The organism is Rhodoligotrophos sp. CJ14 (assembly GCF_038811545.1).
Lineage (GTDB): Bacteria > Pseudomonadota > Alphaproteobacteria > Rhizobiales > Im1 > Rhodoligotrophos > Rhodoligotrophos ferricapiens.
In genome coordinates this window covers 3,203,291-3,228,152 of the sequence record NZ_CP133319.1, presented here as the reverse complement: position 1 = coordinate 3,228,152, position 24,862 = coordinate 3,203,291, and the positions used below count along the sequence as shown (strand labels likewise).

The following is a 24,862-nucleotide window of genomic DNA, read 5'->3' as shown; positions in this document are numbered from 1 at the left end:
CTCGCTATTCGTGCAAGCGGGTGAGATGATCGCGCACGGCGCCAGTCGTAAGGCCGATTCTGGCCAGCGAGCACCCGTCTAAAGCCGGCGCAGCTGAACCTCGTGGATGCTGTGATCAGCGCCCTTCGTGAGGATGAGATCGGCGCGCTGGCGGGTTGGGAGAATGTTCTCCCGCAGATTGACCAGGTTGATGGTCTTCCACAGGCGCAGCGCCACCTCCCGGGTCTCTTCGTCGCTGATTTTTGCGTAGCGATGGAAATAGGACCTGGGATCGCGGAACGCCGTGCCGCGGAGACGGAAGAAGCGCTCGATATACCATTCCTCCAACAGCCGCTCTTCGGCGTCGAGGTAAATCGAAAAATCGAAAAAGTCCGAAACGAAGGGTATGGCCTTGCCATCCTTGGGCAGGGTTGCGGGCTGCAATACGTTCAGCCCCTCGACGATCAGGACATCCGGTTGGTCGATGGTCAGCCCCTCGGAGGGAAGGACATCATAGGACAGATGGGAGTAGACCGGAGCCTTGACCGCGTGCTTTCCCGATTTGATGTCGGACAGGAAATGCAAGAGCTTGGTGACATCGTAGCTCTCCGGAAAGCCTTTCCGCGTCATCAGGCCTTCCCGCTCCAAGACGGCATTCGGAAACAGGAAGCCGTCAGTGGGCACGAGGGCAACATGGGGCGAATTCGGCGAGCGGCTGAGCAGTGCCTGCAAGATACGGGCAGTCGTGCTTTTGCCGACGGCGACACTACCGGCGAGGCCAATGATGAAGGGCACCTTGCTCCCGTTCCGTCCCAGAAATTTCTGGGTCGCCCGGAAGAGCTCATAGGTTCGCTCGACATAGAGATTGAGCAGACGGGCGAGAGGCAGGTAGATCGCGACCACTTCGTCGATCTGCATGCGCTCGTTCAGACCGCGCAGCTCCAAGACCTCGGTCTCGGTCAGGGTCAATGGCGTGTCGGCCCTGAGTTCTGCCCATTCATCTCGCGAGAAGACAAGGTAAGGCGAATATTTGAGCGCACGCCCGTTCATCTCAGGAACGCCCAGCTTTTTCAACGATGCCGCTCACACCTTCGCGGCGCGCAAGTTCCGCCATGACATCCGGCAGTGGCAGATCAGCGGCCTCCAGCAAGACCACGAGGTGAAACAGGAGATCAGCGGCTTCCGCCGTCAGCGACTTCCGATCGCCCGACACGGCGGCGATGGCAACCTCAACGGCCTCTTCCCCCAGCTTTTTCGCACAGACCGGAACGCCTCTGGCGACCAGCTGGGCTGTATAGGATTTGTCAGGGCTTGCTGAACGGCGCTCATGAATGGTGGCCACAAGGCGCGCCAAGACTTCGAGCCCGTATGGAGATTGAGTATTCATCAACTCAGCAAGTCCTGCTCACATCGCGCTGGGCTTATCAGCATAGGGCCGGCTTGTCATCGGCCCAGTGGGAATATCAGGCAAGACGCATAGGAATACCCGCACCGGCCATATGCTGTTTGGCTTGCCCAATGGTGTAAGTGCCGAAATGGAAGATCGAGGCGGCGAGAACGGCGCTCGCATGGCCCTGCTTCACCCCTTGTACCAGATGATCAAGGGTGCCGACGCCGCCGGATGCAATGACGGGCACGGTGACGGCGTCGGCGACCGCCCGAGTCAAGGCGAGATCGAAGCCAGACTTGGTGCCGTCGCGATCCATGGAGGTCAGCAAGATTTCCCCGGCCCCGAGGGACACGACCTCGCGAGCAAATTCGATGGCATCAATCCCGGTCGCGTTGCGGCCGCCATGGGTGAAGATCTCCCAGCGGGCCGGTTCTCCCTCGGCCGATACGCGCCTTGCGTCAATTGCGACGACAATGCATTGGCTGCCGAACTTCTCTGCAGCGCGCGCAACAAAGTTGCGGTCGTTCACCGCCGCGGTGTTGATCGAGACCTTATCGGCGCCGGCCAGAAGCAGCTTGCGCACATCGTCCGTGGTGCGCACGCCGCCACCGACCGTCAGCGGCATGAAGCAATGTTCGGCCGTCTTGGCCACCACATCAAAAATAATGCCCCGATTCTCGTGAGATGCCGTGATATCGAGAAAGCAGAGCTCATCCGCTCCTGCCGCGTCATAGGCGCGCGCGGCCTCAACGGGATCACCGGCATCACGCAGCTCGACGAATTGAACGCCCTTGACCACGCGCCCGTCTTTGACGTCAAGGCAGGGGATCACTCTGGCCTTAAGCATGGGCCGACCTCGCTTCTGCGATCAGCTGCAGGGCGGCGCGGGCATCAAGCCGGCCGTCATAGAGGGCCCGGCCCGAGATTGCTCCTTCCAGCACGGCGCAATCGGGCTCGAGCAACCGCTTCACATCGTCCATCGAGGCAAGCCCGCCCGAGGCAATGACCGGGATCGAAATGGCGTGGGCCAAGGCCAGGGTGGCCGGTATGTTCAGGCCCGTGAGAATGCCATCACGGTCGATGTCGGTATAGATGATCGCCGCAACACCGGCATCCTCGATGCGGCGAGCGAGATCTGCCGCCTCGATATCCGAGGTCTCGGCCCAGCCTTCGACCGCCACCCGGCCGCCGCGCGCGTCGATGCCCACCGCGACCCGCCCGGGAAAGGCGCGTGCGGCCTCGCGCACCAGATCGGGATTGCGCACCGCCACAGTGCCGAGAATGACGCGGCGAACGCCCTTGGCCAGCCAGCTCTCAATCCCAGCCATGTCGCGGATCCCACCGCCAAGCTGAACGGGCATCTTGACCGCAGCGATGATCGCTTCCACGGCTTCGGCGTTGCTGCTGCGGCCTGCGAAGGCGCCATTCAGGTCCACCACATGCAGCCACTCAAAGCCTTGCGCCTCGAATTCCGCCGCCTGCGCTGCCGGATCCTGATTGTAGATGGTCGCGTCCGCCATCTCGCCACGCTTGAGGCGGACGCAGACCCCGTCCTTGAGGTCGATTGCCGGGAACAGGATCATGGACGCCACCGGAGGAAATTGCCGATCAGCCTCAGGCCGAGACGCTGACTTTTTTCGGGGTGAAATTGCGTTCCGATCACCGTGTCACGGGCGACGATGGCAACCAACGGACCGCCATAGCTGGTCTCGGCGATGATCTGCGCGCGATCACGGGCCGCCAGGTGATAGGAATGAACGAAATAGGCGTGCAGCCCGTCCGGCCCGAGCTCGATGCCATCAAGCACCGGATGGGGCCGGACCTGGCTTAGCGTGTTCCAGCCCATATGTGGAACCTTGAGGGCGGGATCCTCGGGCTCGATGCGGACGACATCGCCGCTGATCCAGCCAAAGCCGTCCCAGGTGCCGTATTCAAGGCCACGCTCGGCCATGAGCTGCATGCCGACGCAGATGCCGATGAAGGGACGCGCCTTGACCCGGACCACCTCGTCCAGCGTTTCCCACATGCCCTCGATCGCCAGCAAGCCTGCGCGACAATCAGCAAAGGCACCAACGCCGGGAAGCACCACCCGATCAGCAGAGGCGACCTCGGCCGGGTTGCCGGTGACGACCACCTGTGCATCAAGGTCCTGTTCGCGCACGGCTCGCTCGAACGCCTTATGGGCCGACCGGAGATTGCCGGAGCCGTAATCGACGATTGCCACCTTCATCATACGCGTCCCGGTTCGGGGAGAATGGAGTAGTCGCCCGCGGCCATCGGAGCGATCGGCCCGCGGGGCATTTCGCGCGCGGCGGGGCCGCTTGGTATGGAGCCAATCTCCCGGCCGGTCCCCGCGACCAGCCCAGTGAAAAACCTGTGTTCCGCCCCGGCAAGGCCATCGCCCATCACCACGGCAATCTCGCGACGCCCGCGGCGGGCGAGTGACCAGCGCAAGAGATCATTGCCCTGAAAGCCCATCACCAGGTTAATACCAGCCCCAAGGATTGCCTGGGCGAGCGGCGTCACCGGCAGAACCTTCGGGAGCAGTCCGATGCACACGCTCACCAGAATGAAAAAGGCCAGGACGATCCACATCCGCTTGTAGATCAGCCAGACGAGGGGCAGGAAGAATGCCGGCCACGAAAAGCCTTCCTTGACGAAGTCGAGTTCGTCGGGCTTGGCCAGAATGCCCTCTCGATCGCTGCTGCGATGATGGACCGTGTAGGTCTTGATCGACATTTTCCAGTCCGTCAGACGTCAGGCGGTTGAACCGCCGAGCGTGCCCTTGGTCGAAGGTACCGCACCACTGCTGCGCGGGTCCGGCTCTATGGCCGCCCGCAGCGACCGCGCCAAAGCCTTGAAGCAGGTCTCTGCTATATGGTGGCTGTTCTCGCCATATAAATTCTCAACATGGGTGGTGATACCGGCATTCTGCGCGAAGGCCTGGAACCACTCACGAAACAGCTCGGTATCGAAGTCACCCACCTTTTGAGTGGGGAAGTTCACCTTCCAAACGAGGAAAGGCCGACCGGAAACATCGAGCGCCACGCGGGTGAGCGCTTCATCCATCGCGAGATCAATGCTGGCATAGCGGCGAATACCCGCCTTATTGCCCAATGCCTTCGCGACTGCCTGGCCAAGGGCAATGCCGGTGTCTTCCACGGTATGGTGCAGGTCGATGTGGAGATCGCCCTCAGCCTTCACCTCGATGTCGATGAGCGAATGCCGCGAAAGCTGCTCGAGCATATGGTCGAGAAAGCCTATGCCGGTGGCAATGGAGAACCGCCCGGTGCCGTCGAGATTGACGGAGACCGAGATGGAGGTCTCGTTGGTTTTGCGTTCTATATTCGCTTTGCGCACCGGAGGCTCCGTTCTCTCGGCAGCGTGATGGGCCGCCGGCGTCTTTTATCAGCTAGGCGCCGGAGATCAAAGGGCAGTCTCGCCACGCGGCAGGATTGTGTATTGCAATCTTTTATTTGGCGCAGTCACTACATAGATGTGGCGCCGGATCACAAATCACGAGGCGAAGGTTGAGCGCGAACGAGCAGATGCCGCAATGGCACGGAACCACCATTCTCACGGTGCGCAAGGGAAACAAGGTCGTCATTGCAGGCGATGGCCAGGTCAGCTTTGGTAACACCGTCATCAAATCCAATGCCCGTAAAGTGAGGCCACTGGGCACCGGCAAGGTGATCGCCGGGTTCGCCGGAGCCACCGCGGATGCCATGACGCTGTTCGAGCGGCTGGAAGGCAAGCTCGAAAAACATCCGGGGCAGTTGACCCGCGCCTGTGTGGAAATGGCGAAAGACTGGCGCACCGACCGCTATCTGCGCCGGCTCGAGGCCATGATGATCGTGGCCGATCCCAAGGTGAGCCTCGTTCTGACCGGCAATGGCGACGTGCTCGAGCCGGAAGGCGGGTTGATGGGCATCGGTTCCGGGGGTCAGTTCGCGCTGGCGGCGGCACGCGCGCTCATCGACAGCGAGCATGATCCGGTGGAGATTGCCCGGCGCGCCATGAAGATCGCGGCCGAGATCTGCATCTACACGAATGACAGCCTGACAATCGAAACACTGCAAGAGGACTGAGCTCTCAGCTGCGAGCCGTCCATCTATCCAAGCGAGACTTCAATGACAGACTTCTCACCGCGTGAGATCGTTTCGGAACTCGACCGCTTTATTGTCGGCCAGCGCGATGCAAAGCGCGCCGTGGCCATCGCCCTACGCAATCGCTGGCGCCGCCAGCAGCTGGAGGATGGGCTGCGCGAGGAGGTTCTGCCGAAGAACATCCTGATGATCGGGCCAACCGGCGTTGGCAAGACCGAGATCGCCCGCCGCCTGGCCAAGCTTGCGAACGCGCCTTTCATCAAGGTCGAGGCGACCAAGTTCACCGAAGTCGGCTATGTCGGCCGCGATGTGGAGCAGATCATCCGCGATCTCGTTGAAGTGTCCATTGGTCTCGTGCGGCAGAAGCGGCGCAAGGAGGTCGAGGCGGCCGCTCAGCTTCACGCGGAAGAGCGGGTGCTGGATGCGCTGGTGGGCAAGAGCGCGACCGAGTCCACGCGGGACGCCTTCCGGCGCAAGCTGCGCGACGGTGAGCTCGACGATAAGGAGATCGAGGTCCAGGTGCTCGACACCGGCGGTATGCCCTCCTTCGAGATTCCCGGCATGCCCGGCGCTCAGATCGGCATGGTCAATCTCAGCGACATGCTGGGCAAGGCCTTCGGCCAGCGCACCAAGCCAAGACGGATGACGGTGCGGGCAAGCTATGACGTGTTGATGGCGGAAGAATCGGACAAGCTGCTCGATCAAGATCAGATCACGCAGGAGGCGATCGCGCTCGTCGAGAACCACGGCATCGTGTTTCTGGACGAGCTGGACAAGGTCTGCGCCCGATCCGGCGAGCGGGTTGGCGGAGATGTCAGCCGGGAGGGCGTCCAGCGCGATCTGCTGCCGCTGCTCGAGGGCACGACCGTTGCGACCAAATACGGGCCGGTGAAGAGCGACCATGTGCTGTTCATCGCCTCGGGCGCGTTCCATATCGCCAAGCCTTCGGATCTTTTGCCGGAGCTGCAGGGCCGGCTGCCGATCCGGGTGGAGCTCAATCCGCTCACGCGCGATGACTTCCGCCGCATCCTGACTGAACCGGAGGCAAGCCTCATTCGGCAATACAAGGCGCTCATCGGGACGGAAGGCGTGACCCTCGACTTCACGGATGACGGGGTCGATGCACTCGCTGATCTCGCTGTCGATATCAACTCTACGGTGGAGAATATCGGCGCCCGCCGTTTGCACACCGTGATGGAGCGGGTGCTCGATGAAATCAGCTTCGATGCGAGCGACAAATCGGGCGCCGCGATTTCGATCGATGCAGCTTATGTCCGCGAGCGGATCGGCGATCTCGCCAAGAACAGCGATCTCTCGAAATTCATTCTTTAGAGCGCTTCGCCCTTGGCGATCACACTCTAGTCCCGGGATACAGGCGTGCGGCTTGAGGATTATAACAGCTTCTGCGCTTCGCTGCCCCATGCGACCCATGTGGTGCAATGGGGTGGCTCGCATGTCTGGAAAGTAGCGGGCAAGGTGTTCGCCATCGCCGGCGCGCACGATGGGGGCGAGCTTTGGGTAACGTTCAAATGCTCCCCCATCGCCTATGATATCCTTCGCGAACAGCCCGGCTTGCGGCCCGCGCCCTATCTTGCCTCGCGCGGCATGAAGTGGATCCAACGTCAGAGGGATGACGCCATGGACGATGCCGCCCTCAAGGATTACCTCGCGGAAAGCCACAGGCTCGTTGCCGCCGGGCTGCCCAAGCGCGTGCAAAAGGAACTAGGCCTCGCTTCCTACTGAGCCCAGCGGCTGCCTATTCAGGCGGGCGCTGGCGCAGATGCCGCAAGAGCCTGTCGAGTTCATCTTCACTCAACTCGCCGATACGCTCGGCCAGCAGATTGGCAAGCTCGGTCGCCTTGGGTGAAAGGCCTGCGGTATCGACGACCGCGCGCGGGTTCGAGAGGCGCGCCAGGCGGGTCAGCTCCTCGGCATCATCCCAGATCACATTGAAGTAAGCAATGATGCGCTGGAGCAGCGGCCAGCTTGGGCGGCCGCGCCGGCCGTGCTCCAAAGCGGAAAGATAGGCCGCGGAGACACCGACCGCGGCAGCCATTTCCTTGAGCTCAATGCCCCGCTCGGCGCGCAGGGCGCGTAATTTCTGGCCGAAGGGTGTCATCGTCTGATATCGGGATTCCTGCGCAGCCGCACGTAGAAGGCCCCACCGCCGCCATGCCTGGGATGTGCCGGCTGAAAGCCGGATACGATGCGGCGGAATTGCGGCTCGCTGAACCACACGGGCAGCGCGCGTCGGATCCGGCCACCACGCTCGGGCGTGTCATACGGGTCAAAGCCGTGCAGCATGTGCCTCGCGAAGGGCGCCGAGCCTTTGCCAGTGACCACAATCGTGAACCGCTGACCGCGCTCATATGCCTGCGTCAGGTAAGCGAAGAGGCGGATGCGGGCCGTTTCCAGGCTCTCCCCATGCAAGTCGATCCGTGACCCGATCGGAATCTGGCCGCGCAATAGTCTCTGCCCGGTGCGCCGGTCAATGCCGGTCAGTGGCGGCAGGCTGGGCGAGGGCCTCGCCGGCTGCGGAATCGGCTGACGAAGCGAGGCAGGCATTCTAGGTGGCTTTTGCCTCTGTGACGGAGCCGGAGGTGTCGGCTGCGCCTTGATGGACTCGGACGGCGGAGCCTCAGTGGTGATCGAGGTGGAGGAGCGTACCCGCTTGTGAAGCGGCGTTACGCTCTCCGTCACCTTCAGCCAGAGTTCCATGTCGGGAACTTCGGCACCACGTTTCTTCCGCCGTGTCATGGTTCTCAACGGGGCAGTCGCGCCGCGACCGCATTCGGCACGAGAATGGTCACGCGGCCGGGGCTCTGCATAAGACCGGCGATGTGTGCGGCCCGCTCGCCGGCGCCCCAGAAGACATCGCCGCGCACCTGCCCCTTGATGGCCGTTCCGGTGTCCTGCGCGATCATCAGACGGCGCATGGGCACAAGCGCACCCTGAGGGCCCGACGGTACGGCGGTGTCGAGCCAGATCGGGGTGCCAAAGGCATAGAAGGCGCGATCGACTGCAAGGCTGCGCTCCGGCGTGAGCTGAACGTGCTGGGCGCCCACCGGGCCGAGATCAGGCCGTTCGAGTTCCACAGGACGAAAGAACACAAAAGATTTGTTGTGCCACATGAGGCTGCGCGCCTGATCGGGATGACGGGCAAGCCAAGCCAGGATGGTTTGCATCGAGACCTGATCGCGGGCAATCTCGCCACGTTCGACAAGGATCCGCCCGATGGGCGTGTATGGCAATCCCGACTTGGCAGCAAAGCCGACGCGCATCACGCGGCCATTCGGCAGACGGACCCGGCCCGAGCCCTGAACGTGGACGAAGAAGGCATCTTCCCAGCGCTTCAGCCAGACAAGCTCGAGCCCCCTGCCCTTCAACGCGCCCTGCTCTATTTCCTGCCTCGCCCAATAGGGTTTTGGCTGGCCATTGACACGGCGGCCATAGCGGACCCCGATGCGCTTCTCGGTGGCGGCATCGAAGGTGACGAGATCCTCGGGCTTGCGGAAGAGCGGAACCACGTAAGGCCCGCCCGGCGTCAGCGATCCCTCGACCTCGGGCTCGAAATAGCCGGTGAAGAGACTGCTGCCATTAGCCGCCAGACTGACCGCCAGCGGCGTGAAGTGCTTTTCGAAGAAGCTGCGGGCCTGAGCCGGTGTCTGCGCGCCCAAGGCGAGAGCCGCCCGGCAGACCGGCAGCCAATCAGCCCGCCGTCCGGCAAAGCGAGGTGAGCCGGCAAAGCCGCGGCCGGTGGTAAGCATTTCCTGGCAGGAAAGCTGAAAAGCGGCGAGTGCCTCGGCATGATTGTCGGCCGCCCAGCCAGGAATGCTGGAATAAGTGACGGCTGCCAGTGTTCTGGCCTGCACCCGGTTCATGGGCCACCACGCGACTATCGATATGAGCACCAAAAGGCTCATAGCGGCTTTTGCGGAGGCACGGAACAAGCCGGGGCGGCAGATTGGCCACAAGCAGCTATGGCGGCCAATTCCACATGGCCGCAGAAACCTAAGACATGACAAGAACATAGGGAGGACAAACTCTCAGGGGCGGCTCGACGGTCGCCCGACCGGATAAGCGCCGCGTTTATGGCTCGTCCTTAAGCCTAGTGCAATCTTGGTTAATGATCTGTTGGCGGAGCCATCACGCCGCCGCAGAAAAGACCGCGGCAGGGCCGTCTCTATGCAGACGGCGCCTCGGTCGCCACCAAGCTCCAATTGGGATCACGCGCCTTGGTATCGCGCGCGAAGGTCCAGATATCATTCACATCGCGGATCTTGGTGGGGTCGCCGTCGACCAGCTCACCGGAGCGGTTCTTGACAGCCGTGATCAGCTGACTGGCGAATTTCACCGCCACAAACGCCTGGCGCCCCTCGAGCCGCGCATCGACGATACTAGCCTCATTGATACCGACAAAGGTGGTTTCATTGACCAGCCCCTCGCGTTCGCGCTCATCCAGAGCAGCGCTGAAGCCATCGAACACCTCCTTGCTGAGGAGGTTGCGAAGGGTCAGCCGGTCGCCTTCGGCAAAGGCCATCACTATCATCTCGTAAGCTGCGCGGGCGCCTTCCAGGAACGATTTCGGCGTGAAGTTCGCATCCGCCCGTGCGATCGCCTCCAGCCCCGAAGCAACGGCCGAACCTTCCGCGGCATACCCCTTCCAGACCGGGGCTTTGTCGTCACCCTGACTGATCGGCGTCGGCTCAGCCTTGCGATTATCGCGCTGGGGAAGGCTGATGACCTTCCCATCCTGAGCGTTAGCCGTGGCCTGAGCGCGGTCGCGCTCGTTGCGCGCGAAGGGGTCGATCGGCGGCCGTTCATTGCCGGTGCGGCGACCAAGGACGCTGCGCAGCCGCAAGAAGACCACTACGGCTATGCCGAGAAGTAGAAGGTTGAGAGGGTCAAAAGCGTCGGTCATGATGGCGATCCGGCCGTCCGGTGTGTGGGGTCATATGCTGTCACGACAAATTAGCCACGATCGCGACGGCACGTATTGCAAGGGTCTGCTCAGAACAAGATATAAGACATCCTGAGAAGCGTCCAACAGGTGTGGTTTCACGTCCGCGTTTTTTCGTGAAAACACTCTCTCTGTCGGGACGCTCTCGAAGCGCTGACAATGCGAGACTATCCGGGACGGACCCTCTTTGCGAATTGCCATTCTCCTCGCTGCCATTGCCCTGCCCTTCCTCGAGATTGCGACCTTTATCAAGGTGGGCGAATGGATAGGTATACCATCGACGATCGCCTTGATCATCCTCTCCGCGGTGGTCGGGCTCGGTATCATCAGATGGCAAGGCTTGTCCCTGCTCACCAGAGCCCAGGACTCGCTGAGACAAAATGCCGTGCCGGTCAGCTCGGTGGTTCATGGCGTTTTCCTGCTCGTTTCAGGAATTCTGCTCGCCATTCCCGGGTTCCTCACTGACATCGTCGCCTTCGTGCTGCTCATTCCGCCTCTGCGCTCGATCATAGCGCGATTCCTGTTTGGACGGCTGCGCCGGTCATCCCGATTTTCCGTGCATGTGGGCGGGACGGGCGCAGGTGGAGATCCAAATCCGTTTCCAACCGGTCCAAATTATGACCGTGGCCGAGGTCCAGTGATCGAAGGCGAAGTGGTCGAGGATCTCACGCCGAAGCCGTCGCCTCCGGACCAAGGCAGTCATGGCGGCGGACAACCACGCCCGCCATCACCCTGGCGGCAGTAAGGCATCGCCGCCGGGGTGATCAGGTTGTGCGGCCTTGGTTTCGCCGCAGCCTGTTGCTGGAACAGATGCGCGGGACACAACGGCCGCGCCCGCGCCTTGCGGCCGCACACGAACCGTGTTAGCCCAGCAGCGATTGGCGCCTTAACACATGGACTAGACCAATGGCCGATACCTCCAACACGAACGGCAATGGCGGGGCGGGGCTCGGCGCCGACCGTCCGGATGCGCAGAAGCCCTCGATGCGCGTGCTCGCCCAATATCTCAAGGATCTTTCCTTCGAGAATCCCAATGCGCCGCAGTCCCTTTCGGGCCAAATGGCTCAGCCGAAGATCGATATCTCCGTCAATGTGAATGCCAGGACGCTGGCGCCGACGGATTACGAGGTCGAGATCCATCTCGAGGTCACGGCGAGCGGTCCTGACACGGTCGTGTTCCAGGCCGAGATGCTTTACGCCGGCATCTTCCGCCTGGAAGGGATTCCACAGGAGATGCTGCACCCGGTGGTGCTGATCGAGTGCCCGCGGATGCTGTTCCCCTTCGCGCGGCAAATCCTGGCCGATGCGACACGCAATGGCGGTTTCCCGCCGCTGATGCTCGATCCCATCGATTTTGCGGCCATGTATCAGCAGCGCATGGAGCAGAACCAGCAGGCTCAAGCCGGAATCGCTCACGCCTGACAAGCGATGCAGTCCCCGGGCACCACTGGGTGCCCGGCGCCGTGGTCACTCTGGCCGGGGTGAGAACAGCGAAGACGTGGCGTGGCTTCCCAAGCCGCGATCGATGATCCTGTTGCCATCCACCGATACCTGTCCCGAAGCGATGAGCCTGAGCGCGAAGGGGTAAAGGACATGCTCAGCGGCGAGAACGCGGGCAGCCAGGCTCTCCTCATCATCAGTCGCCAAGACGGGCACCGCCGCTTGCGCGATGATCGGCCCGGTATCGACCTCCTTGCGGACGAAATGAACCGTGCAGCCGGTGATGCGCACGCCGTCGGCGAGCGCCCGTCTGTGCGTGTTGAGGCCAGGATAGGCCGGCAGCAGCGACGGATGAATATTGATCATCCGATTGTGCCAAGTCTCAACAAAGGCATCCGATAGAACCCGCATATAGCCGGCCATGCAGATAAGGTCGACGCCAGCCTGTCTAAGGGTCTCGTCCATCGCCCGGTCGAAAGCCTCCCGGCTTTCTGCGATCTTGTGGTCGAGCGCACAAATCGGGATACCGGCGGCGCGCGCCTTCTCCAGTCCGGCTGCTCCGGGCCGGTTGGAGATCACGATCGCGATCTCGGCAGGATAGTCGGGGTGCCTGGCTGCTTCCATCAATGCGGCCAGATTGGAGCCACGGCCCGAGATGAGAACGCCGACGCGCAGCTTCGCCACCGCTCAGCCTCCCAGCCGAAGCCGGCCGTCATAACGCACCCTCGATCCGGAGCCCTGCGCCTCGATGCGGCCGAGCTGGAATACCCTCTCGCCTGCCGCGTGAAGCTCGCTCATGAGATCTGGCACCCGATCGGCGGCAGTTACGATCACCATGCCGATGCCGCAATTGAACGTGCGAAGCATCTCATCCGGGGCGATGCTGCCGATATCGGCCAGCCATCGGAACAGGGGCGGCACGTCCATGGCGCTGAGATCGAAGACGGCGGCTGCCCCTTCGGGCAGAACGCGCGGAACGTTCTCCGTCAAACCGCCGCCGGTGATGTGGGCGAGGGCCTTGATCGCGGAGGATGCGCGCAAGGCTGTCAGAATGCTTTTGACATAAATTCGGGTTGGTGCAAGGAGCGCTTCCGCCAAGGTGAGCTCAGGCGCGAAGGGCGCTGGGTTCGCGTAATCGAGCCCGTGATCTGCAACAAGGCGACGAATGAGGGAATATCCGTTGGAATGGGCCCCGGAGGAGGCAAGGCCGAGGATCACGTCGCCCTCGGAAATATCGGCGCGCGGCAGAACCGCGTCACGCTCGACCACTCCCACCGCAAAGCCGGCAAGATCATAATCGCCGGGCGCATACATGCCCGGCATTTCCGCAGTTTCCCCGCCAATCAGCGCCGCGCCTGCCTGGCGGCAACCCTCGCCAATGCCGGCAATGACGGTGCGCGCCGCCTGAGGTTCGAGCCGGCCCGTCGCGAAATAGTCGAGAAAGAAGATCGGCTCGGCACCTTGGACGACGAGGTCGTTCACGCACATGGCAACAAGATCGATGCCGATCGTCTCATGACGGCCACTTTCTATGGCGATTTTGAGCTTCGTTCCCACGCCGTCATTGGCCGCAACGAGGAGCGGGTCGCGATAGTTCAGAGCCTTGAGGTCGAAAAGTCCCCCGAAGCCACCCAATGCGGCGTCCGCGCCCGGACGTGCCGTGGACCGTGCGATGGGCTTGATGGCGTCGACCAAGGCGTTACCCGCATTGATATCGACGCCGGCATCGCTATAGGTGTATCCATTGGGCCTCGCGGCCGGTGGCTTTGGTGTCATGGGGAGCGGGCTCTCGGTTGCTCGCATTCGTCATTGCGATCTTGCGCGAGAACAAGCAGAAAAGCGGGGATTGCACAAGCCGTCGAGTGCCCGGGCAATAAGGTTTTCAAAGTGATGACTGCTTTTCCATCTCTGTTCTGGCTTGCTAAGGCCTGGCGGACCATCGCGGTTTCGGCCGGTGCCGGGCGCCGCTTGGGGGTCTTGGCGCTGCTCGTTCTGTCGGCTGTCGCAATGCGGGCACCGGGCCTGGCGGCCGATCCCTATACTGTATCGGATATCGAGGTGGACGTAACGGCCAAAGATGCCCAGCAGGCAAAGCTCAAGGCCATCAGCGAGGCGCAGGTGAAGGCATTCCGCAAGATGATCGAGCGGATCGCGCCGGCTGATCAGGCCGCACGGCTTGCTTCGCTCGATGCTGGGCGGATTGGTCGCATGATGGCCAGCATGTCCGTGCAGAAGGAGCAGACCGGCCCCAACCGCTACATCGCGACGCTGACCATCAGCTTTCTGCCGAACAAGGTTCGGGAAGCGTTGAGCCGGCAAGGCGTCGAATTCACGGAAAAGCAGGCGCCCCCGACCACGGTGCTTCCGGTTTGGGTTGGGCGGCAGGGTCCCGTTCTATGGGGCAGCGACAATCCGTGGCTGCAGGCCTGGCAGATGCAGGACCTGCGCAACGGCGTCGCGCCGGTGGTGCTGCCACTTGGCGATGCCGCCGATACGGCGGCGGTGAGCGCGCAGCAGGCCCTCTCCGGGGACGCCGGCGCCTTCGATGCGCTGGCCTCCCGCTACCGCACGGAAACGGTGCTCACGGCCGTTGCCGAGCAGGTCGCGATGAATACGATCCAAGTGACCGCCAACGGACTGACTGCTGCCGGCCCCGTTTCCTTCAGCCAAAGCTTCAATGTGACGGACGGCAATCTTCAGGCGACGCTGGCCACGGCAGCGGCCGCGGTGATCGGCAGCATACAACAGCAGTGGAAATCGGTTGCGGCCGAACGCTATCAGCCACCGCTCCCGAAGCAGAAGATTCGCATGGCGGTGCCCTTCACCTCCCTTGCGGAATGGAGCTCGATCCGCGGGCGGCTCCTCGCGACGCCAGGGATCGCCGCCGTCGATGTGGAGTCCCTCTCCGGCACCGGCGCAATCACCCGGCTCGAATTTCAGCAGAGCGTCGCCCAGCTGCAGCAGCACCTTGCGCAAAGCGGCTTCAATCTATCGCCAGTCGGCGATACCTGGGTGCTGCAGTCTCGTTGAGGCCATGGCAGCAGCTCTGATCACCTGCGTCACGAAGGCCAACGAGGGTGTCGCCACTGGCCAGGATAGGGTACGGTGCCCGCAGTCGCTCGGGGGGCAACGCCGCAATCACCAGCGGCGCTATGGGGCTCGCGCTTGACCATACCCAACATTATCACGATCGGCCGAATCCTGCTGGTGCCGCTGACCATCTGGCTGATCATCACCGGCCAGTTTCAGTTCGCGCTCGTGGCCTTCGGAGCCGCGGCCGTGAGTGATGCAATCGACGGCTTCATCGCCAAACGATTTGGGCTGACAACCGAGCTTGGCGCCTATCTCGATCCGCTTGCGGATAAGCTGCTGCTCGTCAGCATCTATGTTTCCCTCGGGGTGCTTGAAGCGCTCCCCCTCTGGCTGGTCATACTGGTGGTGAGCCGCGATATTCTGATCGTGGGTGCGGTGCTGCTCTCATGGCTGCTCAACAAGCCGGTGCAGATGCGACCGCTCTGGATCAGCAAGTTCAACACGACGGCGCAAATCCTGCTCGCGGGCGTCGTGCTCGGGGTGCTGGCCCTGGGCGCCGATGTGGGCCAGTTGGTGACGCTGGCGGTCTATGTGGTCGGGGCATTTACTGTGCTGTCCGGGGCCGCCTATATGCGAGAGTGGGTACGGCATATGGCAAACGGGATCTAGTCTTCGCCGGAGGTCGCGAATGGTGTTGCACCGGCAGATGATCTTCTGGAGCGCGGCGCTGGTCGCTGCGGTGCTGCTGCTTTATCTCTTCAGCGGCATTCTGCTGCCCTTCGTGGCAGGCTTCGCCATCGCCTATTTCCTTGATCCCCTTGCCGACTGGCTCGAGCGGCTCGGCCTCAGCCGGCTGCTCGCGACCCTCACCATCCTGCTGCTGTTCGTCATCGTGCTGGTGATCTTCGCGCTGAGCCTGCTGCCCACGCTGAGCGGCCAGCTGTCGAACCTCATCGAGAGATTGCCGGATTACGCGCGCGCAATCTCACAGCTCTACCAGAATTCGGCCCCGATCTGGCTTAAGGAGCTGTTCGATATTTCCGATCAGAACCTTTCGCGGAACCTCTCCGATGTCGCCACGAAAGGGGCCGGGTGGGCCGCAACAATCCTTTCATCGCTCTGGACGGGTGGCCTTGCGCTCATCAACATCGCCTCACTGCTGGTGATCACGCCAATCGTCGTCTTCTACATGCTCAATGATTGGGACCGCATGATCGGCATGATTGATGACGCCTTGCCCCGCGCTCATCTGGATACGATTCGCGGGCTCGCGCGTGAGATGGACAGCGCCGTCGCCGGCTTCATCCGCGGACAGGGAACCGTCTGCCTGGTGCTCGGCACCTTCTATGCAGTCGCCCTCACCGTTGCGGGGCTCAATTTCGGCCTGCTCATCGGACTCACCGCAGGCATTCTCAGCTTCATTCCCTATGTCGGCACCATCACCGGCTTTCTCATGTCGATCGGCATGGCGCTGGTGCAGTTCTGGCCGGATTGGACGATGGTGCTGATCATCTTCGGCGTTTTCGTCTTTGGCCAGTTTGTCGAGGGCAACTTCCTCCAGCCGGTTCTGGTGGGTGATCGTGTCGGGCTTCACCCGGTCTGGCTGATGTTTGCCTTGTTCGCGTTCGGCTATCTCTTCGGTTTTGCTGGCTTGCTCCTCGCCGTTCCGCTGGCGGCCTGCGTCGGGGTTTTGGTGCGCTTCGCCGTCCGACGCTACAAGGAGAGCCCGCTCTTCCTATCGGAATGCCCCAGCACGGGGTCAACCGTCACCATGGGTCCCGCCGGAGCGGCCTTGCCTGACACCACGCCGCCTAGTGTATCCGCGCGAACGGACGAGGCCGTGCAGCCATGAGTCCATCGGGCGGAGCGGGACGGCCGTCTCAGCTCGCCTTTCGCCTGCCGATCAGGCCGGCGATGGGGCGAGACGACTTCCTGGTGGCAAAAAGCAATGAAGCAGCCGTCAATGCCATCGACCGCTGGCCGCATTGGCGGTCGCGGGTGCTGGTTCTCGTTGGTCCCGAAGGCAGTGGAAAAAGCCATCTCGCCAGTGTCTGGCGCGTCACGGCGCAGGCGACCCTCATTTCCTCACCGGAGCTCGATGCCGATCTCGTTCCCGAGCTGATCCGGGGAGGCGCCGTCATTCTGGAAGACGCCCCCTTCGAGCTTGACGAGCGAGCGCTGTTCCATCTCATCAATATCACGAAGGAGCAGCGCGGGCACCTGCTCGTCACCTCACGCACCTATCCCACCCTCTGGCCGGTCCGGCTGCCTGACCTTGCAACCCGGCTGAAGGCGGCTGAAGTTGCCGAACTCGAGCCACCGGACGATGCGCTGCTGCGTGCCGTGCTGGTGAAACTGTTCAGCGACCGCCAGCTCAGGGTCGCTGCCGATCTGCTGGAATATGTGATCACCCGGATGGAGCGCTCGGGTGCGGCCGCCCGGTTGCTGGTGGACAGGATTGACCAAATCAGTCTCGAGCGCCAAGTTCCGGTAACGCGCGCACTCATCCGCGAGGTCCTTGCCGAGCTCGAACAGAAATTGGAGCGTGGCGGCCCGAGCTAAGTGCGACAGACATCTTTCCTTCATGGCAGTGATGCATATGGCTGATATCATGATTAGGGGAGAAAGGACGCTGTCCATGAAAGCCAGGACCGTGAAAGGGGCTGAACTCGACGATGTCGTGCTCGACCGTGAGCTGGTCGATCCGGACGCCTCTGCCAATGTAGCCGCAGCCAAGCCAGTCACGCTGATCCCGTCGGTCGCGCCGGACAGTCCGGAGCGGTTCATCAATCGTGAGGTTTCATGGCTGGGGTTCAATTTCCGGGTGCTCGGAGAGTCGAAAAACCAGAACCATCCGGTGCTGGAGCGGCTTCGCTTTCTTTCGATCTCAGCGAATAATCTCGATGAATTCTTCATGGTCCGGGTGGCGGGTCTGCTGGGTCAGATCCGCATGGGGGTCACGACCATCAGTCCTGACGGTCTCACGCCCGCCGAACAGCTCGAACGGGTGCGCAGCCTCGCCAAGGAGCTGATGAACCAGCAGGACGAGCACTGGCTGACCCTGCAGCAGGAGCTGGCCGATGCCGGCATTCACCTGGTCGCCCCGACCACGCTGTCGAAAGAGCATGCCAAGTGGCTGGAGCAGCGCTTCCTCGACCACATCTTTCCGATCCTCACACCGATCGCTATCGATCCAGCGCATCCATTCCCGTTCATTCTGAACAAGGGGCTGACATTCTGTCTGAGGCTGCGACGCTCCATCGACGGGCATGTGATGAACGCGCTCATTCCGATCCCCGGGATGCTCGAGCGCTTCCTCCGGCTTCCCTCCGGATCCGGCACGGATGGAACATCCTCAGTACAGTTCATCCGGCTCGAAGATGTGCTGTCCATATTCATCGGCAGACTGTTTCCGGGCTATGAGATCCTAGGAAAGGGCGTGTTCCGGGTCATCCGCGACAGCGACATCGAAATCGAGGAAGAGGCAGAAGACCTGGTCCGCGAATTCGAAAGCGCCTTGCGCCGGCGACGCCGCGGCTCTGTGATCCGCCTCGAGATCGAGGCTGCGATGCCGGACAAGCTGCGGCATTTCATTGCGGAAGAGCTCCGGGTCGCGGAGGAGAATATCGTCATCTGCGGCGGCCTGGTCGGGTATGCCGACACCGCGCAGCTCATTCTCGATGAACGGCCGGATCTCAAGTTCAAGCCCTATAATCCGCGGTTCCCCGAGCGCATTCGCGACCATGGCGGTGATTGCTTCGCGGCGATCCGGCAGAAGGACATCATCGTCCACCACCCCTATGAGTCCTTCGACGTGGTCGTCCAGTTCGTGCGACAGGCGGCGGAAGATCCGGATGTGGTGGCGATCAAACAGACGCTCTACCGCACGTCACCCGGATCGCCCATCGTTGCCGCCCTGGCGAAAGCCGCTGAAGCGGGCAAATCCGTTACCGCCATCGTCGAGCTCAAGGCGCGGTTCGATGAGGCGGCGAATATTCAGTGGGCGCGCGATCTCGAACGGGCCGGCGCTCAGGTGGTCTACGGCTTCCTGGAACTGAAGACCCACGCCAAGGTGTCCATGGTGGTGCGGCGCGAGGGTAGCCTGTTGCGCACCTATGTGCATTTCGGCACGGGCAATTACCACCCGATCACCGCCAAAGTTTACACGGATCTCTCGTTCTTCACCTGCGATCCGGCGTTCGGCCGGGATGCCAACAAGCTGTTCAATTTCATCTCGGGCTATGCGCCGCCCATCGACCTCGAGCAATTGTCGATCTCGCCGATCAATCTGCACACTACGATCCTGGAGAATATCGATGCGGAGATCGAGCATGCCCGGGCCGGGCGTCCGGCGCAGATCTGGGCGAAGCTCAATGCGCTGGTCGATCCCGAGGTGATCGACAAGCTTTATGAGGCAAGCCGCGCGGGGGTGCAGATCGATCTGGTGGTGCGCGGCATATGCTGCCTCAGACCAGGTGTGCCGGGCCTTTCCGATAATATCCGGGTGAAGAGCATCATCGGCCGTTTCCTCGAACATTCGCGCATCGTGTGCTTCGGCGCCGGCCATGGCCTCCCGTCTGACCAGGCCAAGGTCTATATTTCCTCCGCCGATTGGATGGAGCGCAACCTGCATCGCCGCTGCGAGACGCTGGTTCCGATCCACAATCTGACCGTCCACCAGCAGGTGCAGGACCAGATCATGATCGCGTCCCTGCAGGATAACCAACAAAGCTGGGAGCTGCTGCCGGATGGACGTTCACGGCGTATTGAGCCTGGGCCTAATGATGAATTGTTCAACGCCCACGAATATTTTATGACGAATCCCAGCCTGTCCGGACGGGGTAGTTCACTGAAGGACAGTCTCCCACCTGCGTTGAGTCACAGGATTTCCCAGCATGCCAGGGCCGTTCAGGGCGGAAGCTAAGTGAAGCGGAAGAAGGTTAGGTCTGCCGAGCCGCCAAAGTACCAACCCGTCGGCATCGTCGATATCGGTTCGAACTCCGTCCGCCTCGTCGTCTATGATGGTCCCAATCGCGCCCCAGCGCCGATTTTTAACGAGAAGATCGCCTGCGGACTGGGCCGCGGCCTGGCTCTGACGGGGCGGCTTGCGGATGACGCCATCGAACGCACCCTGAAGGCGCTGCGCCGCTTCAAGCTGCTGTGCGAGCAGATCGGGGTCCACAAGCTCTATGCGGTCGCCACCGCCGCATCGCGCGAGGCGGAAAACGGGCCTGAATTCATCGAGCAGGCCCGCGAAGCGCTTGGCCATCGGATCGATATCCTGTCGGGAAAAAAGGAGGCTGAGCTTGCCGCCTTAGGGGTGCTGTCAGGTATTCCCGATGCGGATGGGGTGGTTGGCGATCTCGGCGGCGGCAGCCTTGAGCTCGTCGAAATCCGCGGCGGAGCCATCCGGTCAGGTGTGACCGTTCCGCTTGGTGCCTTACGCCTGATGGACGTCTCCGGAAATTCCATCGACAAGGCGCGCAAATTCATCGACGAGACCTTTGCTGGTCTCGACATTCTGGACAAACTCAAAGGGCGATCCTTCTATTCCGTGGGCGGCACGTGGCGGAACCTTGCGCGTTTGCATATGGCGCAGACCCACTATCCGCTCCATGTGCTGCATAATTACAGGATGAGCCGAACGGCGGCACGGAGCATAGCCGCACTGGTCAGCGGCCTCTCCGCCGAGACAGTACGCGATATACCCGCCATTCAAAAAAGCCGCGCCGACACGCTCCCTTACGGTGCGCTCGTGCTCGACCGGCTGTTGAAGCGCAGCAAGGCGCAAGACGTCATCATCTCGGCCTTCGGCTTGCGCGAGGGGCTCATTTTCTCAAAGCTGGAGAAAGACAAGCGCAAGCGTGACCCGCTTATCGTCGCCTGCATCGACTTTGCCAGACGCTATGCCCGCTCGGTGGAGCATGAATTCGAGCTTTGCGATTGGACGGGGCAGCTCTTTCGAGGCAACGGCCTCAAAGAGACCCCGGCGCAGGAGCGCCTGCGACACGCCGCCTGTTTCCTCGCGGATATCGGCTGGCGCACCCACCCAAATTATCGCGGTGAGCGCAGTCTCTCGCTCATTTCCCAGGCATCCTTCGCAGGCGTCGACCATCCCGGCCGCATCTTCCTGGCGCTGACCGTCTTCTTTCGTTACGAGGGCCCGCTGTCCGACGTCGCCCCAAAAAATTTCATGCGGCTCATCGATGATGATGTGATCCCGCGGGCCCGGCTCATCGCCGCTGCCCAGCGTCTTGCCTACGTGATGTCCGGGGCGATGCCCGGCATGCTCCCGCAGATCAGCCTTTCCTATGAAGGCAATAAATCGCTCATCCTGAGCATACCGGGCAGATTAGAGCCGCTGTTAGGCGAGCGGGTCGAGCGCGCCTTCAACGAGCTGGCATTGCTTGCCGGGCGTGTACCCTTGACGCGCGTTCACGATTAGCACCTGCCGCAGCACTCCCCAGCGAGGTAGACGTCATCAGGCAGCGGCCTCCATGCCGCGAGCCTTTTTGACGAGCGCGACCAATTCCTTGCGCACCTCCTCGGCCGTGCAGACCGGCCGCTCAAACGGCAGTCGCAGCACGGTCTTTCCGTTGACGAGATCGCACCCGTCCGGATCCACCGCGGAAATTTTCCAATCACCGGCTTCGGCACCGAGCAGCTTCGTCGCATAAAGCGCAACCGCATCGGCGTGATCTTCATTCATGTGACTAACAATGCGGGCCTCAGCGTCCGCCACCGGTGCGAACTGGGCAGAATCGAGGAGGAAGTCTTGCGCGCCGAACGTGACGATCCGCCCGAAGCCTGCCACCGAGTGGCCGCCCTCGACATCGAGACGATAGAAAGCGAAATCTTTGAAGTCAGCATAATAGCTGGCGGAGGGATGATGTGCGAGGAAGCGCCCCCTCGCCTCATCACCTGCCTGCGAGATTCTGCCCCAGAGGCTCACCCGGATCCCCTCAAGCGGATCGCCCTCTGGCCCGGTGCCATCGATCAGCAGCGAGGCACGCCCATCGGCCAGCAGGTTGCGGGTATGCCAGGCCAATCCTGACAGGAGGAGCAGGGGGGCACCGAACGGATCCGTCGCCACCGTGGCGAGTGTCACCAGAGGTGCGCCGCTAGCCTCCTGGAGCGTCCCGAGAGCGGCCTTACGAGCCTTGCGGAGCAAGCAGCGAGCAGTTGGTCCGGGCAATTGAGTTTCAGTGTCGGCGGGCAAGCTAAGGTCTCCCATACGCGCAGTGGTTGAACTTCGTTGTATAAGTCCGCTATAGAAAGATGCCAAAGCAGGGACTGCAGAGGCCGCCCATTCATATGCCAGTCACCTTGGCCTCTGTAACGCATTATATGCGCCACAATTTACCCTTGTTCGGCTTCTAGAGCGCTACGACAGGATTCATGGTCATGGGCAAGAAAATGCCGACGATTGCGTTGGTTGACGACGACAGGCATATTCTAACTTCGGTAAGCATGGCCCTCGAAGCCGAGGGCTATCAAACGCAAACCTATGTCGACGGCGTCGCGGCCCTCAAAGGCCTCGAGGACAATCCGCCCGATATCGCGATCTTCGACATCAAGATGCCGCGCATGGATGGCATGGAGCTTCTTCGCCGCCTTCGTCAGAAGACCGATATGCCCGTCATCTTCCTCACCTCCAAGGACGATGAGATCGACGAGCTCTTCGGCCTCAAGATGGGCGCCGATGACTATATCCGTAAGCCGTTCTCGCAAAGGCTGCTGATCGAACGGGTCCGGGCCGTATTGCGACGCTCCCAGCCACGCGAGGCCTCTGCCACAGGCGAGGTCTCGGCCAAGAAGATCGAGCGAGGCGCGCTCATCATGGATCCGGAGCGCCACTCCTGCACCTGGAATGGGCAAGGCGTGACATTGACGGTTACGGAATTCCTGATCCTCCAAGCTTTGGCCCAGCGCCCGGGTGTGGTTAAAAGCCGCGACGCGCTAATGGATGCAGCCTATGATGATCAGGTATATGTGGATGATCGGACGATCGATAGCCACATCAAGCGGCTGCGGAAGAAGTTCAAGGTGGTTGATGACGATTTCGACGCCATCGAAACTCTTTACGGTGTCGGATATCGTTTCAAGGAAATGTGACGTGGGGCTCGTCGATGCGAGCCGAATGAGCCGGAATGGTTGCGGAGACCGAGCGCGACTTTAGCATTGACGATGACGATCGCGCTTCGGACGCGATCGAAGAGCGCGAGCGACTTTCAGCGTTCCGTCCGTCTCTCCTCTTCAGCCCGTCAAGCCTGACGACACGCATCATCCTGCTCAATATCGCCGGGCTGATCATTCTCGTCTCGGGTATCCTCTACTTCAACAAGTACCGGCAGAGCCTGATCGAGGCTCGCGTGCAGAGCCTTATGCCGCAGGCCCATATCATCGCCGGCGCGATTGCAGCGGCAGCCACCGTCGACACGGATTCCATCCTGATTGATCCGGACCGCTTCCTGGATCTGCAAAGCGGCAGCCGGTTCGGCGCCGAGAGCGATGAGACGCGCAGTTTCGAATTCCCGATCAATCCGGAGCGGGCCGGACAGATTTTGCGGCGGCTGATCTCGCCCACAAAAACGCGCGCCCGGATATATGACCGAGAAGGGCTGCTGGTCGTTGACTCACAGTATCTCTATGGCCGCGGGGAAATCCTGCGCTTTGACCTGCCGCCGCCGGATGGCAGCCATGAGAACATCTTCGTCCAGCTGTGGCATCAGCTGAACAATTGGCTGTTTTCGAACGATTATCCACTGCAGAAAGAATATGGGAATGAGAATGGCAAGGATTTCCCGGAGGTCACGGCGGCACTGAACGGCGCCTCGGTGAGCGTTGTCCGTGTGAATGAGCGGCACGAAATCGTGGTGTCGGTGGCCGTTCCGGTCCAGCGCTTCCGTGCCGTGCTCGGCGCGTTGGTTCTGTCCACTCAGGGCGGGGATATCGACGAGCCGCTGCGTGGCGAGCGGCGGATCATCCTGTTCACCTTCCTGTTCGCGGCCCTGGTGACGGTGCTTCTGTCGGTCCTGCTCGCCGGCACCATCGCCGAGCCGATCAAGCGTCTTGCGGCGGCCGCTGAACGGGTTCGCCATGGTGTCAACAAGCGGGTCGAGATCCCAGATTTCTCATCGCGTCGCGACGAGATCGGGCATTTGTCGGTCGCCCTGCGCGACATGACCAATGCCCTTTACAGCAGGATTGCTGCGATCGAGAATTTTGCGGCCGACGTGTCCCACGAGCTCAAGAACCCGCTCACCTCCTTGCGCAGTGCCGTGGAAACGCTCGACTATATCAAGAACGACGAGCAACGCCGCCGGCTGGTGGCGATCATCAAGGACGACGTAAAGCGCCTCGACCGCTTGATCACCGATATTTCCGACGCGTCCAGGCTGGATGCCGAATTGGCACGTGCCGAAGCGGAAGAGGTTGATATCGTCGAATTGCTGAACATGGTGATCAGCATTGCCAATCAGACGCGCCAGGGTGATCAGGCCGAAATCGTGCTGCGAATCATTCAACCTCCGGAGCATGTGGACCGACCGTTCTGCGTAATGGGACACGACATCCGGCTCGGTCAGGTGGTTCGCAATCTCCTCGACAATGCCCGCTCGTTCTCACCACCCAATGGCTCGATACGGGTAAGATTGCGGCGCGTCGCCGGGGAAATCGAGATCTGTGTGGACGATGACGGACCCGGCATCCGCCCCGAGAGCATGGACAAGATCTTCGACCGCTTCCATACTGACCGGCCTGAAGGATCCTTCGGGCAAAATAGCGGTTTGGGCTTGAGCATCTCGAAGCAAATCGTGGAGGCCCATCGCGGGCGCATCTGGGCGGAGAACCGTTATGGCCCAGGCAGGATAACCGAAGAACGGCCGGTTCTCGGCGCCCGATTCATTGTGAGGCTGAAGCCGATCGATAGCGACAATTGAGGATTGGCGGTGG

The 24,862-nt window shown here is 61.7% G+C and carries 27 protein-coding genes; 13 read left to right on the top strand and 14 right to left on the bottom strand.

Annotation, left to right across the window (positions count from 1 at the left end; translation table 11 throughout):
* Window positions 1-78: 78 nt before the first annotated feature.
* The 7 genes from coaA to hisB all read right to left on the bottom strand — a co-directional run bounded on the left by coaA (window position 79) and on the right by hisB (window position 4,729).
* Window positions 79-1,029, bottom strand: a complete 951-nt coding sequence (coaA, locus tag RCF49_RS15040; RefSeq protein ID WP_342640617.1) for a type I pantothenate kinase — start codon at window positions 1,027-1,029, stop codon at window positions 79-81.
* 1 nt (window position 1,030) lies between these two features.
* The gene (locus RCF49_RS15035; RefSeq protein ID WP_342640616.1) at window positions 1,031-1,366 is read right to left on the bottom strand and encodes a phosphoribosyl-ATP diphosphatase; all 336 of its coding nucleotides are present in this window, start codon (window positions 1,364-1,366) and stop codon (window positions 1,031-1,033) included.
* 76 nt (window positions 1,367-1,442) lie between these two features.
* Window positions 1,443-2,216 (bottom strand): imidazole glycerol phosphate synthase subunit HisF, encoded by a 774-nt coding sequence (gene hisF / locus RCF49_RS15030; protein WP_342640615.1) that lies wholly within the window; start codon window positions 2,214-2,216, stop codon window positions 1,443-1,445.
* Window positions 2,209-2,952, bottom strand: coding sequence for a 1-(5-phosphoribosyl)-5-[(5-phosphoribosylamino)methylideneamino]imidazole-4-carboxamide isomerase (hisA, locus tag RCF49_RS15025; protein WP_342640614.1), 744 nt, complete (start codon window positions 2,950-2,952; stop codon window positions 2,209-2,211). Before hisA ends, hisF begins: the two co-directional genes overlap by 8 nt.
* Window positions 2,949-3,599 (bottom strand): imidazole glycerol phosphate synthase subunit HisH, encoded by a 651-nt coding sequence (hisH, locus tag RCF49_RS15020; RefSeq protein WP_342644207.1) that lies wholly within the window; start codon window positions 3,597-3,599, stop codon window positions 2,949-2,951. The genes hisA and hisH overlap by 4 nt, the downstream gene beginning before the upstream one ends.
* The gene (locus RCF49_RS15015; protein WP_342640613.1) at window positions 3,599-4,108 is read right to left on the bottom strand and encodes a DUF2628 domain-containing protein; all 510 of its coding nucleotides are present in this window, start codon (window positions 4,106-4,108) and stop codon (window positions 3,599-3,601) included. The genes hisH and RCF49_RS15015 overlap by 1 nt, the downstream gene beginning before the upstream one ends.
* Before the next feature lie 18 nt (window positions 4,109-4,126).
* A complete protein-coding gene (hisB, locus tag RCF49_RS15010; protein ID WP_342640612.1) occupies window positions 4,127-4,729 on the bottom strand; it encodes an imidazoleglycerol-phosphate dehydratase HisB in 603 nt (200 codons plus the stop codon).
* 188 nt (window positions 4,730-4,917) lie between these two features.
* Here hisB and hslV point away from each other — a divergent pair, with 188 nt between their 5' ends.
* Genes hslV through RCF49_RS14995 form a run of 3 tightly spaced genes read left to right on the top strand, consistent with a single transcriptional unit; the run spans window position 4,918 to window position 7,218 of the window.
* On the top strand, window positions 4,918-5,457 hold the full coding sequence (gene hslV / locus RCF49_RS15005) for an ATP-dependent protease subunit HslV (protein ID WP_342644206.1): 540 nt from the start codon (window positions 4,918-4,920) through the stop codon (window positions 5,455-5,457).
* Window positions 5,458-5,499: 42 nt separating this feature from the next.
* Entirely contained in the window at window positions 5,500-6,807 is a 1,308-nt protein-coding gene (gene hslU / locus RCF49_RS15000; RefSeq protein WP_342640611.1) for an ATP-dependent protease ATPase subunit HslU, read from the top strand.
* Between the two features lie 45 nt (window positions 6,808-6,852).
* Entirely contained in the window at window positions 6,853-7,218 is a 366-nt protein-coding gene (locus RCF49_RS14995; RefSeq protein WP_342640610.1) for an MmcQ/YjbR family DNA-binding protein, read from the top strand.
* A gap of 13 nt (window positions 7,219-7,231) precedes the next feature.
* On the opposite strand, the gene RCF49_RS14990 is transcribed toward RCF49_RS14995, so the two are convergent.
* From RCF49_RS14990 to RCF49_RS14975, 4 genes are all read right to left on the bottom strand, one after another.
* Window positions 7,232-7,594: a helix-turn-helix domain-containing protein gene (locus tag RCF49_RS14990; RefSeq protein ID WP_342640609.1), complete on the bottom strand. Its 363-nt coding sequence runs from the start codon at window positions 7,592-7,594 to the stop codon at window positions 7,232-7,234.
* Complete coding sequence (locus tag RCF49_RS14985) at window positions 7,591-8,232, bottom strand: Smr/MutS family protein (RefSeq protein WP_342640608.1); 642 nt, start codon at window positions 8,230-8,232, stop codon at window positions 7,591-7,593. Before RCF49_RS14985 ends, RCF49_RS14990 begins: the two co-directional genes overlap by 4 nt.
* A 5-nt stretch (window positions 8,233-8,237) precedes the next feature.
* The gene (gene mltA / locus RCF49_RS14980) at window positions 8,238-9,356 is read right to left on the bottom strand and encodes a murein transglycosylase A (protein ID WP_342640607.1); all 1,119 of its coding nucleotides are present in this window, start codon (window positions 9,354-9,356) and stop codon (window positions 8,238-8,240) included.
* A gap of 302 nt (window positions 9,357-9,658) precedes the next feature.
* The gene (locus RCF49_RS14975; protein ID WP_342640606.1) at window positions 9,659-10,396 is read right to left on the bottom strand and encodes a Tim44/TimA family putative adaptor protein; all 738 of its coding nucleotides are present in this window, start codon (window positions 10,394-10,396) and stop codon (window positions 9,659-9,661) included.
* Window positions 10,397-10,622: 226 nt separating this feature from the next.
* Here RCF49_RS14975 and RCF49_RS14970 point away from each other — a divergent pair, with 226 nt between their 5' ends.
* Together RCF49_RS14970 and secB are read left to right on the top strand one after the other, a co-directional pair.
* On the top strand, window positions 10,623-11,180 hold the full coding sequence (locus RCF49_RS14970) for an FxsA family protein (RefSeq protein ID WP_342640605.1): 558 nt from the start codon (window positions 10,623-10,625) through the stop codon (window positions 11,178-11,180).
* Window positions 11,181-11,341: 161 nt separating this feature from the next.
* Window positions 11,342-11,857, top strand: coding sequence for a protein-export chaperone SecB (secB, locus tag RCF49_RS14965; protein WP_342640604.1), 516 nt, complete (start codon window positions 11,342-11,344; stop codon window positions 11,855-11,857).
* 45 nt (window positions 11,858-11,902) lie between these two features.
* Here the strand turns inward: secB and purN are convergent, their stop codons facing one another.
* Together purN and purM are read right to left on the bottom strand one after the other, a co-directional pair.
* Window positions 11,903-12,559, bottom strand: coding sequence for a phosphoribosylglycinamide formyltransferase (purN, locus tag RCF49_RS14960; RefSeq protein ID WP_342640603.1), 657 nt, complete (start codon window positions 12,557-12,559; stop codon window positions 11,903-11,905).
* Window positions 12,560-12,562: 3 nt separating this feature from the next.
* Window positions 12,563-13,651, bottom strand: coding sequence for a phosphoribosylformylglycinamidine cyclo-ligase (purM, locus tag RCF49_RS14955; RefSeq protein WP_342640602.1), 1,089 nt, complete (start codon window positions 13,649-13,651; stop codon window positions 12,563-12,565).
* A gap of 114 nt (window positions 13,652-13,765) precedes the next feature.
* Here purM and RCF49_RS14950 point away from each other — a divergent pair, with 114 nt between their 5' ends.
* The 6 genes from RCF49_RS14950 to ppx all read left to right on the top strand — a co-directional run bounded on the left by RCF49_RS14950 (window position 13,766) and on the right by ppx (window position 21,353).
* Window positions 13,766-14,905 carry a DUF2066 domain-containing protein gene (locus tag RCF49_RS14950; RefSeq protein WP_342644205.1) on the top strand — a complete coding sequence of 380 codons (1,140 nt, stop codon included), beginning with the start codon at window positions 13,766-13,768 and terminating at the stop codon, window positions 14,903-14,905.
* A gap of 75 nt (window positions 14,906-14,980) precedes the next feature.
* Window positions 14,981-15,577 carry a CDP-alcohol phosphatidyltransferase family protein gene (locus tag RCF49_RS14945; protein WP_342640601.1) on the top strand — a complete coding sequence of 199 codons (597 nt, stop codon included), beginning with the start codon at window positions 14,981-14,983 and terminating at the stop codon, window positions 15,575-15,577.
* 19 nt (window positions 15,578-15,596) lie between these two features.
* Window positions 15,597-16,760 carry an AI-2E family transporter gene (locus tag RCF49_RS14940; RefSeq protein ID WP_342640600.1) on the top strand — a complete coding sequence of 388 codons (1,164 nt, stop codon included), beginning with the start codon at window positions 15,597-15,599 and terminating at the stop codon, window positions 16,758-16,760.
* Window positions 16,757-17,470 carry a chromosomal replication initiator DnaA gene (locus RCF49_RS14935; protein WP_342640599.1) on the top strand — a complete coding sequence of 238 codons (714 nt, stop codon included), beginning with the start codon at window positions 16,757-16,759 and terminating at the stop codon, window positions 17,468-17,470. Before RCF49_RS14940 ends, RCF49_RS14935 begins: the two co-directional genes overlap by 4 nt.
* 76 nt (window positions 17,471-17,546) lie before the next feature.
* Complete coding sequence (locus RCF49_RS14930) at window positions 17,547-19,832, top strand: RNA degradosome polyphosphate kinase (protein WP_432807293.1); 2,286 nt, start codon at window positions 17,547-17,549, stop codon at window positions 19,830-19,832.
* Window positions 19,833-21,353 (top strand): exopolyphosphatase, encoded by a 1,521-nt coding sequence (gene ppx / locus RCF49_RS14925; RefSeq protein ID WP_342640597.1) that lies wholly within the window; start codon window positions 19,833-19,835, stop codon window positions 21,351-21,353.
* A gap of 36 nt (window positions 21,354-21,389) precedes the next feature.
* Here the strand turns inward: ppx and RCF49_RS14920 are convergent, their stop codons facing one another.
* A complete protein-coding gene (locus RCF49_RS14920) occupies window positions 21,390-22,142 on the bottom strand; it encodes a HugZ family protein (RefSeq protein ID WP_342640596.1) in 753 nt (250 codons plus the stop codon).
* A 182-nt stretch (window positions 22,143-22,324) separates the two neighbouring features.
* Between RCF49_RS14920 and RCF49_RS14915 the strand changes: the two genes are divergently transcribed.
* Both RCF49_RS14915 and RCF49_RS14910 read left to right on the top strand, forming a co-directional pair.
* A complete protein-coding gene (locus tag RCF49_RS14915) occupies window positions 22,325-23,023 on the top strand; it encodes a response regulator transcription factor (protein WP_342644204.1) in 699 nt (232 codons plus the stop codon).
* Between the two features lie 35 nt (window positions 23,024-23,058).
* Window positions 23,059-24,849: a stimulus-sensing domain-containing protein gene (locus tag RCF49_RS14910; protein ID WP_342640595.1), complete on the top strand. Its 1,791-nt coding sequence runs from the start codon at window positions 23,059-23,061 to the stop codon at window positions 24,847-24,849.
* Window positions 24,850-24,862 lie beyond the last annotated feature (13 nt).

Bases quoted from the DNA above. Each gene is read 5' to 3' on its own strand.
- RCF49_RS14940 (WP_342640600.1), top strand. From the start codon at position 15,597: ATGGTGTTGCACCGGCAGATGATCTTCTGGAGCGCGGCGCTGGTCGCT.
- hslV (WP_342644206.1), top strand. From the start codon at position 4,918: ATGCCGCAATGGCACGGAACCACCATTCTCACGGTGCGCAAGGGAAAC.
- hisA (WP_342640614.1), bottom strand. From the start codon at position 2,952: ATGATCCTGTTCCCGGCAATCGACCTCAAGGACGGGGTCTGCGTCCGC.
- hisF (WP_342640615.1), bottom strand. From the start codon at position 2,216: ATGCTTAAGGCCAGAGTGATCCCCTGCCTTGACGTCAAAGACGGGCGC.
- RCF49_RS14975 (WP_342640606.1), bottom strand. From the start codon at position 10,396: ATGACCGACGCTTTTGACCCTCTCAACCTTCTACTTCTCGGCATAGCC.
- RCF49_RS14915 (WP_342644204.1), top strand. From the start codon at position 22,325: ATGCCGACGATTGCGTTGGTTGACGACGACAGGCATATTCTAACTTCG.
- RCF49_RS14920 (WP_342640596.1), bottom strand. From the start codon at position 22,142: ATGGGAGACCTTAGCTTGCCCGCCGACACTGAAACTCAATTGCCCGGA.
- RCF49_RS14930 (WP_432807293.1), top strand. From the start codon at position 17,547: ATGAAAGCCAGGACCGTGAAAGGGGCTGAACTCGACGATGTCGTGCTC.
- RCF49_RS14935 (WP_342640599.1), top strand. From the start codon at position 16,757: ATGAGTCCATCGGGCGGAGCGGGACGGCCGTCTCAGCTCGCCTTTCGC.
- hisH (WP_342644207.1), bottom strand. From the start codon at position 3,599: ATGAAGGTGGCAATCGTCGATTACGGCTCCGGCAATCTCCGGTCGGCC.
- RCF49_RS15035 (WP_342640616.1), bottom strand. From the start codon at position 1,366: ATGAATACTCAATCTCCATACGGGCTCGAAGTCTTGGCGCGCCTTGTG.
- RCF49_RS15015 (WP_342640613.1), bottom strand. From the start codon at position 4,108: ATGTCGATCAAGACCTACACGGTCCATCATCGCAGCAGCGATCGAGAG.
- purM (WP_342640602.1), bottom strand. From the start codon at position 13,651: ATGACACCAAAGCCACCGGCCGCGAGGCCCAATGGATACACCTATAGC.
- RCF49_RS14910 (WP_342640595.1), top strand. From the start codon at position 23,059: ATGGTTGCGGAGACCGAGCGCGACTTTAGCATTGACGATGACGATCGC.
- RCF49_RS14990 (WP_342640609.1), bottom strand. From the start codon at position 7,594: ATGACACCCTTCGGCCAGAAATTACGCGCCCTGCGCGCCGAGCGGGGC.
- RCF49_RS14950 (WP_342644205.1), top strand. From the start codon at position 13,766: ATGACTGCTTTTCCATCTCTGTTCTGGCTTGCTAAGGCCTGGCGGACC.
- RCF49_RS14985 (WP_342640608.1), bottom strand. From the start codon at position 8,232: ATGACACGGCGGAAGAAACGTGGTGCCGAAGTTCCCGACATGGAACTC.
- coaA (WP_342640617.1), bottom strand. From the start codon at position 1,029: ATGAACGGGCGTGCGCTCAAATATTCGCCTTACCTTGTCTTCTCGCGA.
- hslU (WP_342640611.1), top strand. From the start codon at position 5,500: ATGACAGACTTCTCACCGCGTGAGATCGTTTCGGAACTCGACCGCTTT.
- mltA (WP_342640607.1), bottom strand. From the start codon at position 9,356: ATGAACCGGGTGCAGGCCAGAACACTGGCAGCCGTCACTTATTCCAGC.
- secB (WP_342640604.1), top strand. From the start codon at position 11,342: ATGGCCGATACCTCCAACACGAACGGCAATGGCGGGGCGGGGCTCGGC.